The sequence below is a fragment of the Leifsonia xyli subsp. xyli str. CTCB07 genome, assembly GCF_000007665.1.
GTDB lineage: Bacteria > Actinomycetota > Actinomycetes > Actinomycetales > Microbacteriaceae > Leifsonia > Leifsonia xyli_C.
This window is the reverse complement of sequence record NC_006087.1, coordinates 434,206-445,819: the sequence shown is the minus strand read 5'-3', so window position 1 is coordinate 445,819 and position 11,614 is coordinate 434,206. Positions and strand designations below refer to the sequence as shown.

Sequence of the window (11,614 nt, the reverse complement as noted above, 5' to 3'; positions counted from 1 at the left end):
CGCAGCCCGCTGCCGTGTCAGCGGGTGACGAGGGCGAAGGTCCACGCTGAGCCGGTGCCCGGCGCCTGGATGACCAGGGCCTCCTCCGGCAGCGCCCTGTTCATCTCCTGAGCCGTCAGCAGAACGGTGCGCAGGCGGCCGTTGACGCTGTGCGCCGCGATGCTCATGACGGTGAATGCGCTCTCGTAGGCGTGGTCGTCCATCGGCTCTTCCAGCCAGCCGAGGATCGGGACCTCTTCGCTGATCCGCACCGCTCGGGCGAGCGCCGTCGCCAGCGACTCCAGCGACTCGTGCCAGCGCAGCGCCGGCGCCGGCGCCCACGTCGCGTTGTCCGAGACGAACACGACCGGTGTGCCCGGCTCAAGGCCGGCCAGCACATGCAGCAGCGCCGTGTCCGCGATGCGGATGCCGTTGATGTCCATCGGAACCACCCCTTTCCGCCCCCGCCGTTCGGTGCCACGAGGCATGGCACCGAGACTAGTGTCCTCTAAAATACGGACGAAACTGGTTGCTGGCCCCAGTTCGGGGCGGACCGCGCCCGGCGCGCAGAAAGCGCCGCCCGACGCCAGCCGGACGGCGCTTTCTGCAGGTGAGAGATCAGCCGTTGCGCACGTCGTCGTCCACCCAGTCGAAGGTCTTCGTCACGGCCTTCTTCCAGAGGCGGAGCTGGCGGTCGCGCTCGGCGGCATCCATCTTGGGCTCCCAGCGGCGGTCCTCCTTCCAGTTCTTGCGCAGATCGTCCAGGTTCTCCCAGAAGCCGGTAGCGAGGCCGGCGGCGTAGGCGGCGCCGAGAGCGGTGGTCTCGGCGACGACCGGACGGACGACGGGAACGCCCAGGATGTCGGCCTGGAACTGCATCAGGGTGTTGTTGGCGATCATGCCGCCGTCCACCTTCAGCTCCGTGAGGTCGACGCCCGAGTCCGCGTTCACCGCGTCCAGCACCTCACGGGTCTGAAACGCGGTCGCTTCCAGGGCGGCGCGGGCGATGTGGCCCTTGTTCACATAGCGGGTCAGACCCACGAGCGCACCGCGTGCGTCCGCGCGCCAGTACGGTGCGAACAGCCCGGACAACGCCGGCACGAAGTAAGCGCCGCCGTTGTCCTCGACCGTTTGGGCCAGCTCCTCGATCTCGGGAGCGCTCGAGATGACGCCGAGGTTGTCGCGCAGCCACTGCACCAGCGAACCGGTGACAGCGATCGAGCCCTCCAGGGCGTAGTGCGGTTTGCCGTCGCCCAGCTTGTAGCCGAGCGTGGTGAGGAGGCCGTTCTTGGAGTGGACGATCTCTTCCCCTGTGTTGAAGATGAGGAAGTTGCCGGTGCCGTAGGTGTTCTTGGACTCACCCGGATCGAACGCCGCCTGGCCGAACGTAGCGGCCTGCTGGTCGCCCAGGATGCCCGCCACGGGCACCTCGCGGAGCAAGCTCGACGACTCGACCGCGCCGTAGACCTCGGAAGAGCTCTTGATCTCCGGGAGCATCGACTTGGGCACCCCGAACACGTCGAGGATGTCGTCCCGCCAGCTCAGCGTCTCCAGGTCCATGAACAGGGTGCGGGAGGCGTTGGTCACATCGGTGGCATGCACACCGCCGTCGGTGCCACCGGTGAGGTTCCAGAGGACCCAGCTTTCGGTGGTGCCGAACAGCAGATCGCCGCGTTCGGCGCGCTCGCGGACTCCCTCGACGTTCTCGAGTATCCACACGATCTTGGTTCCCGAGAAATAGGTCGCGAGCGGGAGGCCCACGATCGGCTTGAAGCGCTCGACGCCGCCCTCCGCGGCGAGCCGGTCCACGATCGGCTGCGTTCGGGTGTCCTGCCAGACGATCGCGTTGTAGACCGGCTCCCCGGTGTTCTTGTCCCACACCACCGCGGTCTCGCGCTGGTTGGTGATGCCCACCGCCGCGATGTCGTGGCGGGTCAGATCGGCCTTCGAGAGCGCCTGCCCGATGACCTCGCGGGTGTTGTTCCAGATCTCGACGGGGTTGTGCTCGACCCAGCCCGGCTTCGGGAAGATCTGCTCGTGCTCCAATTGCCCGGTCGAGACGATCGACCCGGACTTGTCGAAGATGATCGCCCGGGTGCTTGTTGTGCCTTGGTCGATAGCGACGATGTATTCAGCCATAGCGATGACTCCTTTGTTCGGGGGTGAGACGGAAGGGCCGGCCGGGTCTCCCCGGCCGGCCCCGGGTTGTGCCTGAGGCGGGCTCTACATCAGGATCGGCAGCAGGACGATGGCCAGCCAGCCTGCCAGGAGACCGCCGACGATCGGGCCAACAACCGGTATCCAAGAGTAGGACCAATCGCTGGAGCCTTTGCCTTTGATGGGCAGCACGGCGTGCGCGAGGCGAGGGCCGAGGTCACGGGCCGGGTTGATCGCATACCCGGTCGGACCGCCGAGACTCGCGCCGATGCCGATCACCAGCAGGGCGACGGGGAGCGCGCCAAGCGCGGCGAGGCCGACATTGTTGCCGGGCTGGTGGCCGAACGCGATCACAACGAAAACCAGGACGAACGTGCCGATGATCTCCGTGATGAGGTTCCACGCGTAGCTGCGGATGGCCGGGCCGGTCGAGAACACGCCGAGCTTGTTGGCGGGCTCGGGCTCCTCGTCGAAGTGCTTCTTGTACGCCAGCCAGGTGAACACAGCGCCGATGAAAGCGCCGATCAGCTGAGCCAGGATGAAGAGCGCGATCGTGGCGAAGCTCACATCCACCAGGGTGTGCGCGTCCTTGTTGCCGAACTCGGTCGCGCCGTTCGCCACCAGTCCCAACGTCACCGCCGGGTTCAAGTGGGCGCCCGAGTTGTAAGCGACGACGACGCCCGAGAACACCGCGATGCCCCAGCCGATGTTCACCATCAGGAACCCGCCGTTGAAGCCCTTGTTCTTGATGAGGGCGACATTCGCCACGACACCAGTGCCGAGAAGGACCAGCATCGCCGTTCCGACCAATTCGGACAGGAAATCCACACCGATATTGTCCACGTTGACCTCCAGTTGTTCAGTTGACTCGCACCCGAGATACGCAATGAGAGGTGGCTCTTGTTATCGAAACGCCACGGCCTCGCCGCCGTCCCCTGACGCGAGACGCACCCGGTGAGCGTCGGCTAGTTCCGATTGGAAAGTATCTTCCTCCTCTGTGCGCCGCTTTGGCGAGCATCCGAGGGCATTTTCCGCGATTTCCGCGATTTCGCGCACGAGCGGGACACTGACAGCGCCGGTGAACGCGAGGCTGGTGCGGCGAAGAAAGACCTCCGACAGGTGCGGTGACGCCGACCATCGCACGGCCCTTCGGCGGCTCAATGAGGACGATTCGGCCGTCGTCGTTCTCGAAGAGATCTCACGACCCTGGCAGGCCGCCATGAGTTGGGGGGGGTCGAGCACGATATGCGACCCCCTGGCGCCCCCATGTACCGGGTGGCCCGATCCAGCGCACCATTGGTGAGATCGGTCCACGGTCCTGATGCGTCGACGGTGAACAGCCTGCGCGGTGCGCTGGCCGCGGACCTCCTCACGGACCTGGTCGTGAACGAAGGAACGGCCCGGGCGCTGGTCGCTGGACGACCAGACGGCACCGGGCCGCCCTTTCGGAGCGCGGGGTCAGACGCGGACGCGACGCTTCCGGAACAGCGCGAGGAGCGACCCGCCCACCGCGAGGATGGCCAGCGTCGCCGCGGAAAGCAGTCCGATGTCGAGGCCCTTCTGGGCGAGGTCGCGCGCACCGCGAGCGTTCGCGGCGAGCGAGGCGGCCGGGCCGTCTGCGGAACCCGGGGCGCCTGCGGCGTCCGGGCTGTTCGGCGTGACGATCGGCGCCTGGATGAACGCGGAGATCGCGACAGACGCGCTCGCTCGCTCGCTCGGAGTCGATCGCGCTCCCGAGCGGCTGGCCGTCGTCATCCAGCGGCTGCCCCGTGACGGCCGCCGTGTTCACGGTGTCCTGGGACGTGTCCGCGATCCCGGTGGTCGCACACTCGGCCGACACCGACTGTCCCACGGCGAGTGTTCCGAAGGCGAGAGCCGAGCACTCGGCGCTCGTGCCGGTCATCCCGCCGCTGAGCTCTTCGAGGGACACCACGACGTCCGCAATCGGCACATTGCCCGTGTTCGTCGCCGTCAGCCGCCACTGCGCCTCGACGCCGAGCGGCAGGGTCGCGTGGTCGACCCACTGCGCGTCATCGGCCAGGTCGCAACCGGCGCCGGTCTCACAGACCTGTTTGCTGAACGCGAGAGCGGGAGCCGGGATGAGCACATCGGCCTGCGAGACATTCGACTCGACCCCGCCGCTGCCGTAGCGCTCGATGAGCCGCTACCGTGGATCGGGGTCGGTGAACGAACTCGTCAGCTTGGCGTGGTTCACCGGCCGGTCCCCGATGAGCGAGGAGGTCGTGCAGCGGATCGCAGCACTGGAGCCCGGGAGCAGCGTCGCGGCGATCGCCGCTCCGACGCAGGTGTTGTCCGCGGCGGCACCGTCGGTTAGCACATCGGCCGCGACGCGCACGCCGTTCAGGGCGATGTTGCCGGTGTTGGTGGCTGTGAGCCGCCAGAACGCATCGGCGCCGGAGTCGACCACGGCCCGCGACGACCACACGGCATCGTCAGCGACATCGCACGCGGCTTCACTGCCGGCGACGCAGACCTCCTTGACCAGTTCGAGGCCGGGGTCGACCACGCGCAGGATCACCGTGGTCACCGTCCCCGAGAAATCCATGCCATTGGGCGACTCCACCGGAACCGGGATGCCGAAGGACAGTCGCGCGTTGTCGTCCCCCGTCGTCAGCGTGCGGCTCACCAGGCTGGTGGTTGGGGACGGTGTCTCTCCCCTCTTTGAGGACCGTGCCCGCGCCCAGGGGCTGCGCGGCGCCGACCGCCGGCCGCAGAGTCCAGGCGATTTCGGAGGCGGTGAAACCCCACTCCAGCGCGTCGGCGGGCGTGATCACGTTCTGGCAGGCTTTCGTCTCGCCGTAGAAATCGAGAGTGTCCCCGGCGAGAGCGTACACCGTCGGAACCACGCCGTCCGGGGTCTCGATCTGCGTGTGCGTCGCGGCCGTGCCGGTACACACTTTGGAGGACAGGTCATCGGGCGAGCCCGCGATCGTACGGGCCTGCACGGGTGCGGGAGCGGGATCCGGGATGGGGGCGGCGCCGAGCAGGAGCGCGGCGCCGAGCAGCGCCCCACCTCCCCCTGCAACTGCTCGGATACCGAATATATTTTTAAGAAAATCACAAACATAAAACATACGTTTTTATCTGCTTGTGGAGAAGAGGCTTACGGGTGCGCCCGGTCAGATTAAGCGGGAATAGAAAATGCCTACGGGTGCGTTAGCTAGACTCGGCATAGAAAATACGTGCTCCGGGGTCGGTGAGAGTCCGAACCGGCGGTGACAGTCCGCGAGCGGAGGGTGAGAGCCCGCTGCTGAACCGGTGGAATTCCGGTGCCGACGGTAATGCGTCCAGGTTCCGCCCTGGCGCTCAGTCCGGATGGGAGGCGCACGTCGGCGGCCGGTGTCGGCCGCCCGCGCAGCGAACCGTCGCGACCCCCTCCCCGGAAGACGTCTCAAGAGACAGGACGGCATCGCGATGACGTGGGAAGACCCGATGCGGGCAGCGTTGCGGCTGGCCGCCAACGGCCCGGCGGCAGGGGTGAACCCGCGCGTGGGCTGCGTGCTCCTCGACGCCGATGGCCGCACGATCGCCAAGGGCTTCCACCGCGGCGCCGGCACCCCGCACGCCGAAGCGGACGCGCTCGGCAAGCTGCCCGAGGGCGGCGCCCGCGGGACGACCGCCGTCGTCACACTCGAACCCTGCAACCACTGGGGCCGCACCGGTCCGTGCTCGGAGGCGCTGCTGGACGCCGGCGTCGCCCGCGTCGTCTACGGCATCGCCGATCCCGGCGAGCGCTCCCGCGGGGGCGCCGAACGGCTGCGCCAGGGCGGCGTCGAGGTGACCGGCGGGGTGCTCGCGGCCGAGATCGAAGAGTTTCTGGACGACTGGCTGACCGTCGCCCGCCTGGGCCGCCCGCACATCACCGTGAAGTGGGCGAGCAGTCTGGACGGCCGCACAGCCGCCGCAGACGGCACCTCGCGATGGATCACCGGCACGGCCGCTCGCCAGCGGGTCCACGAACAGCGCGAGGCGTCCGACGCCATCGTCGTGGGAACCGGAACGGTGCTCGCCGACGACCCCAGCCTGACCGCTCGCGGGGATGCCGGCGAGCTGCTGCCGAGGCAGCCGACGCCGGTCGTGGTCGGCACGCGCGCGGTACCCGGGGATGCGGCGGTCTTCCGGCACCCGCAGCCCGTGATCGTCGAGAAGACACACGATCTGGTGGAGGTCGTCGCCGACCTCCACCAGCGCGGGTTCCGCCGTGTGTACGTCGAAGGCGGCCCGACCCTCTCGGGGGCCTTCGTCGCCGCGGGACTCGTGGACGAGTACGCGATCTACCTGGCCCCGTCCCTCCTCGGCGGACCGCAGCTCGCCCTCGGCGACATCGGCGTCACAACCATCGGCGAACAGCGCAGGCTTCGCCTCCTCAACGTCGAGCGACTCGGCGGCGACCTCCACCTCCGGGCCGTCCCGGTCCCGGCCCCCGACCAGGAAGGCTGACATGTTCACCGGAATCATCGAAGAGCTCGGCGAGATCGCCGCCGTCGACCGGACCACCGATGCGGCCAGGATCACCGTGCGCGGTCCACTCGCGGTGAGCGACGCGAACCACGGCGACTCCATCTCGGTGAGCGGCGTCTGCCTGACCGTGATCGGCTGGGACGCGGACGGCTTCACCGCCGACGTCATGGCCGAGACCCTCGCGATGAGCACGCTCGGCGATGTCGCCCCCGGCCGCCGCGTGAACCTCGAGCGCGCCGCGCGCGTCGGCGACCGCCTCGGGGGGCACATCGTGCAGGGCCACATCGACGGCACCGCGACCGTCCTCTCCGCGGAGGAGGGCAGCGCCTGGCGCGTCGTCCGGCTCAGCCTGGACCCCGGGATCGCCTCGCTCGTCGCGCGAAAGGGATCCATCGCGATCGACGGCGTCTCCCTCACGGTCAGCGCCGTCGGCGGCGACCGCGACGATTCCTGGTTCGAGGTGTCCCTGATCCCGGAGACCCTCACCGCCACCACCCTGGGCGAGCGTGTGCCGGGCGATCGCGTGAACATCGAGACCGACATCCTGGCCAGGCACGTCGAGCAGATGCTCGCGCTGGCACCGACAGAACGGAGTGCGTCATGAGCCTCGCCACCATTCCGGAGGCCCTCGCCGAGCTGCGCGCCGGTCGGCCGATCATCGTCGTGGACAACGAGAGCCGCGAGAACGAGGGAGATGTCGTCCTGGCCGCCGAGCTCGCCAGCCAGGAGTGGATCGCCTGGACCGTCAAGAACTCCTCCGGCTTCCTCTGCGCCCCGATGACGAACGAGATCGCCGACCGCCTGGAGCTGCCCGTCATGGTGGCGACCAACGAGGACACCCGCGGAACCAACTACACGGTGAGCGTCGACGCCGCCGACCGCCTCTCCACGGGCATCAGCGCCGGCGACCGCGCGCACACGCTCCGCGTGCTCGCCGGCCTGGATTCGACCCCGAGCAGTCTGCACCGCCCGGGGCACATCCTGCCGCTGCGCGCGGCGGAGGGTGGCGTGCGCGAGCGCGACGGCCACACCGAGGCCACTGTCGACCTGCTCAAACTGGCGGGTATGACGCCCGTCGGCGCCATCGCGGAGATCGTGTCCGGCGACGGCGAGATGATGCGCCTGCCCGGCCTCATCGAACTCGGCGAGCGCGAAGGCATCCTCGTCATCACCATCGAGGCGTTGATCGCTTACCTACAGGAGTTCCACTGCGATCGGCGACTCGAGTCTCCGACGCCCGTCCCCGAGTCGTCGCGCGTGATCTTCGAGGTGGAGACGACCGTCCCGACGCCGAACGGTCCGTTCCGGATGCGCGCCTACCGCGACCGGATGACCGGCGCGGACCATGTCGCCATCGTCGCAGGCTCCCCGGACCCGACCGGCACGCTGGTGCGCGTCCACTCCGAGTGCCTGACCGGCGAGGCATTCGGCTCGCTCAAGTGCGAGTGCGGACCGCAGCTGGACGCCGCGCTCGAGACCGTCCAGCGCGAGGGCGGCGTCGTCGTCTACCTGCGCGGCCACGAGGGCCGCGGCATCGGCCTGATCAACAAGTTGCGCGCCTATAAACTGCAGGAGGACGGCCTGGACACCCTCGACGCCAACCTCGCGCTGGGGCTGCCGATCGACGCGCGCGACTACGGGGCGGCCACCGCCATCCTGCAAGACCTCGGCATGCGCTCGGTCCGGCTGCTGACGAACAACCCGGAGAAGGTGCGCCAGCTGGAAGAGCACGGCATCGAGGTCGAGGAGCGCGTCGCGCTCGTCGTGGGTGTCGGGGCGTTCAACGAGGGTTACCTGGAGACCAAGCGCGACCGGATGGGTCACGCTATCGGAGAGATCTACCAGACGGCGAGCGCCGCAGAGAGGACGACACAATGAGCGGAGCGGGAGCGCCAGGCGCGGCGGAGCGGATCGACGGAACCGGCCTGAGGGTCGTCATCGTCGCCGGCGCCTGGCACGAGGAGATTGCGAACGGCCTGATCGCCGGAGCCGAGCGCACGCTCGAAGCCGCCGGCGCCTCGTGGTCGATCGCCCGTGTCCCGGGGAGCTTCGAGCTCCCGGTGGCCAGCAAAGCGGCACTGGAGGCGGGAGCCGACGCCGTCGTAGCGCTCGGCGTCATCATCCGCGGCGGGACTCCGCATTTCGAGTACGTCTCCGCCGCCGCGACCGATGGCCTGACCCGCGTGGCGCTGAACACCGGCAAGCCCGTGGGCTTCGGCGTGCTCACACTGGACGACGAGGCCCAGGGCCTCGACCGCGCGGGCCTCCCCGGGTCCACAGAGGACAAGGGCGCGGAGGCGGCGCACGCCGCTCTCGCGACAGCGGTGGCCTTGCGGGCGCTGCGAGGCTAGCCCCAGCGCTCACCCGGATGCCGGAGCCGCCGCCACGCGCCTTACTCACGGTGGTAGGCCATCATCCCTCCCGACGGCTTACAGGACGCCCCCTCGCTCGCAGTCCGGGAGGCTACGGCTTCCAGACCATCAGCACCACGACGGCCACCAGCAGCAGGCTGGCGACGCCCGAGCCTGCCGCGATCACCGGGTACGCCGACTGCTCACCGCTGCGGATCGCTGCGGCGGCCCGGCGCATGGCCGGAACGACCAGGAACAAGGTGAGGGCCAGAGCGACTGCATACAGGACGATCGACCACAGAATCCACGGCGTCGTGACGCTCAAATCGTACTTCTTGTCGGCGAGTCCCATCACGCCGAACCCGAAGAACACGACGAGCACCGACAGCAGCGCGATCAGGTTCGTGGACTTCGCAAGCACCTCGACCTGCCCGGCGTTCCCCGCCCGGACGGCGCGCATGGCGGTCATCGGGAGGATCGCCATCGGCCCGACGATGAAGACGGCGGAGACGACATGCAGCACAGCGAAGAGCGTTTCCATGCCGCCCAGCCTAGCGAGCGCGCAAGCCGCCCGCCCAGCCGCGATGTTCGGAGCTGTTGCCGCTTCTGCCGATGGGCGGGATCCGCAGAGTGGCTCCTGCGGCGATGAGCGGGCCCGGCCATCTCCAGCGGCTAAGAACTGGATTCAATAGATCGGAGACTTCCCTCCATGAATCGAAGCGGGAAATAAGGGACGGGTGGGCGGATTCAGTGGTTGTTGCAACACGACGATTAGCTGGCGAGTAGTTTAGCGAGGCGTTCGGCTGGGGTTTCCCAGCCGAGCGTTTTGCGTGGGCGGGTGTTGAGCTCGTGGGCGACGTTCGTCAGGTCGGTTGCGGTGAATCGGGCGAGGTCTGTTCCCTTTCCCTTGGGGAAGTATTGGCGAAGGAGTCCGTTGGTGTTCTCGTTGCTGCCGCGTTGCCAGGGACTCGCGGGGTCGCAGAAGTAGACCGGGATGTCGGTGGCTATCGTGAACGACTTGTGAGCTGCCATTTCCGAGCCCTGGTCCCAGGTGATCGAGCGACGGAGTTCGCGTGGGAGTGTCTTGACGGCGCTGATCAGTCCGTCCCGGACGGATTCTGCGGTGCGATCGATGGGGAGATGGATCAGCATCACGAACCGGGTGGAGCGTTCCACGAGGGTGCCGATGGCGCTGTTGCGGTGTCCGCCGATGATGAGGTCGCCTTCCCAATGTCCGGGAACGGCGCGGTCCTCGATTTCGGCGGGACGGTCGGAGATCATTACCATCGGATCCGCGAAACGATGTCTGCGAGCGGCGCCAGAACGATGCGGTTTCCGCTTGGCCCGGCCGGTCCGCAGCACCATCGTGAGCTCGCGGCGGAGTTGTCCACGGCCCTGCACGTAGAAGGCTTGATAGATCGTCTCGTGCGCCACGCGCATCTCCGCATCGCCGGGGAACTCGCGGATCAGCGACCGGCTGATCTGCTCCGGCGACCAACGTAGCGTCAGCTTCCGTTGAACGTAACTGCGCAGCTGCGGATTGCGGACCAGCCTCGTGGCTTTCGGTCGCGGTCGGCGGCTGGCCGCTTTCCGATGCGCCACGTATGGATGGTAGCCGCCCTCTCCAGGAAGCTGATTCCGGCGAATCTCTCGACTGATCGTCGACACCGAGCGACCAAGCTTGGCCGCGACCCGACACAACGAAAGGCCGGCCCTGGTCAGGTCCCGGATCAGCTCACGCTCCTGCAGGGAGAGGAATCGTGGGTGGAGTGCGGCTTCGAGCGAACGCATCGACGCCCGCTGAACAGGATCAACAACGACAGGCACCCTGTCTTTGTAATCGACCACGCGACCATCTGGATAAATGCGTCGCCCGTTCGACTGTCCCAGAGGTATCCCGTGTTCGGGCTGATTCCGACTCGTCCCACCGCTTCGCGGCGCGAGAGCCCGCTGCTCCGCAGCTCCAGGTACTCGTCCTTGCATGGGTGCGCGCTCATGCCGCCGCCGGTGTAGCCGTGACTAGCCAGGCCCGCCTTGCGAACCCATTGCGCGCACGTCGCGGGGTTGAACCCTAGCTCCCTCGCCGCGATCGTCGTACTCCTGGACTCCTTGAAAATGACGAAGAAGGCTTCACGCTCCGCCTGGGTGTACTTCCTCTTCCCCGCACTGCGCCTTAAACGGGACACGGTCCTTGCAACTCCTAGAAACTCCAGATGTTGCAACAACCGCTAGAACCCAAGAAACTCACCGACCCCTTCCCTCTCTAACCATCGCTTGGCTGTTCTTCCTCGTGAGGTTGTGAACGCGTTGGGCGGGTGATGAGCCGTTCATTGCGGTGAGCCAAGAGAAGGCCTCCCTCGAGAGTGACGTACACACCACTCAGAATGGAGGCCTTCTCCCTATCGGCCGATCACCAACGTACTGGCCCGGTACACCTAGGCGGCTCTGACCATCCAGTTCGTGTTGCGGTTACGCTGAGTGCCGAGGTTGTAGCAGGTGGCGCCCTTTCGTCCGTCGTAGCGCGCCCAGGAGTAGCCACCGTCTACGGAGATCAGCACCACGGCGGCAGAGACAGAAACCGATGCCGCTTCACACTTCGCCAGAAACAAGCGGCGGGGGAGCGCAATACCCACCGCTGGCTGCGG

The 11,614-nt window shown here is 67.7% G+C and carries 12 protein-coding genes and 1 riboswitch; of the genes, 4 read left to right on the top strand and 8 right to left on the bottom strand.

What is annotated here, in order from left to right; genetic code table 11:
• Window positions 1-17 precede the first annotated feature (17 nt).
• The 5 genes from LXX_RS02170 to LXX_RS02145 all read right to left on the bottom strand — a co-directional run bounded on the left by LXX_RS02170 (window position 18) and on the right by LXX_RS02145 (window position 4,783).
• Window positions 18-467, bottom strand: a complete 450-nt coding sequence (locus LXX_RS02170; protein ID WP_011185437.1) for a hypothetical protein — start codon at window positions 465-467, stop codon at window positions 18-20.
• Between the two features lie 130 nt (window positions 468-597).
• A complete protein-coding gene (gene glpK, locus LXX_RS02165; protein WP_011185436.1) occupies window positions 598-2,118 on the bottom strand; it encodes a glycerol kinase GlpK in 1,521 nt (506 codons plus the stop codon).
• Between the two features lie 84 nt (window positions 2,119-2,202).
• Window positions 2,203-2,931, bottom strand: coding sequence for an MIP/aquaporin family protein (locus tag LXX_RS02160; protein WP_041768091.1), 729 nt, complete (start codon window positions 2,929-2,931; stop codon window positions 2,203-2,205).
• Window positions 2,932-3,594: 663 nt separating this feature from the next.
• Window positions 3,595-3,891, bottom strand: a complete 297-nt coding sequence (locus LXX_RS14770; protein WP_011185434.1) for a hypothetical protein — start codon at window positions 3,889-3,891, stop codon at window positions 3,595-3,597.
• 409 nt (window positions 3,892-4,300) lie between these two features.
• The gene (locus LXX_RS02145; protein WP_050737808.1) at window positions 4,301-4,783 is read right to left on the bottom strand and encodes a DUF7617 domain-containing protein; all 483 of its coding nucleotides are present in this window, start codon (window positions 4,781-4,783) and stop codon (window positions 4,301-4,303) included.
• A gap of 553 nt (window positions 4,784-5,336) precedes the next feature.
• A riboswitch (FMN riboswitch) is annotated at window positions 5,337-5,488 on the top strand.
• Between the two features lie 83 nt (window positions 5,489-5,571).
• Here LXX_RS02145 and ribD point away from each other — a divergent pair.
• Genes ribD through ribH form a run of 4 tightly spaced genes read left to right on the top strand, consistent with a single transcriptional unit; the run spans window position 5,572 to window position 8,969 of the window.
• Window positions 5,572-6,597, top strand: coding sequence for a bifunctional diaminohydroxyphosphoribosylaminopyrimidine deaminase/5-amino-6-(5-phosphoribosylamino)uracil reductase RibD (gene ribD / locus LXX_RS02135; RefSeq protein WP_011185432.1), 1,026 nt, complete (start codon window positions 5,572-5,574; stop codon window positions 6,595-6,597).
• A 1-nt stretch (window position 6,598) separates the two neighbouring features.
• Window positions 6,599-7,222, top strand: a complete 624-nt coding sequence (locus LXX_RS02130) for a riboflavin synthase (protein WP_011185431.1) — start codon at window positions 6,599-6,601, stop codon at window positions 7,220-7,222.
• Entirely contained in the window at window positions 7,219-8,496 is a 1,278-nt protein-coding gene (locus LXX_RS02125; protein ID WP_011185430.1) for a bifunctional 3,4-dihydroxy-2-butanone-4-phosphate synthase/GTP cyclohydrolase II, read from the top strand. Before LXX_RS02130 ends, LXX_RS02125 begins: the two co-directional genes overlap by 4 nt.
• Window positions 8,493-8,969, top strand: a complete 477-nt coding sequence (gene ribH / locus LXX_RS02120) for a 6,7-dimethyl-8-ribityllumazine synthase (RefSeq protein WP_011185429.1) — start codon at window positions 8,493-8,495, stop codon at window positions 8,967-8,969. Before LXX_RS02125 ends, ribH begins: the two co-directional genes overlap by 4 nt.
• Window positions 8,970-9,081: 112 nt before the next feature.
• On the opposite strand, the gene LXX_RS02115 is transcribed toward ribH, so the two are convergent.
• The 3 genes from LXX_RS02115 to LXX_RS16510 form a co-directional block, all read right to left on the bottom strand.
• Window positions 9,082-9,510, bottom strand: a complete 429-nt coding sequence (locus LXX_RS02115) for a DUF2269 family protein (RefSeq protein ID WP_011185428.1) — start codon at window positions 9,508-9,510, stop codon at window positions 9,082-9,084.
• Between the two features lie 230 nt (window positions 9,511-9,740).
• Window positions 9,741-10,760 carry an IS30 family transposase gene (locus LXX_RS02110; RefSeq protein WP_223227743.1) on the bottom strand — a complete coding sequence of 340 codons (1,020 nt, stop codon included), beginning with the start codon at window positions 10,758-10,760 and terminating at the stop codon, window positions 9,741-9,743.
• Window positions 10,700-11,155: a transposase gene (locus LXX_RS16510; RefSeq protein ID WP_223227607.1), complete on the bottom strand. Its 456-nt coding sequence runs from the start codon at window positions 11,153-11,155 to the stop codon at window positions 10,700-10,702. The genes LXX_RS02110 and LXX_RS16510 overlap by 61 nt, the downstream gene beginning before the upstream one ends.
• Window positions 11,156-11,614: the final 459 nt, after the last annotated feature.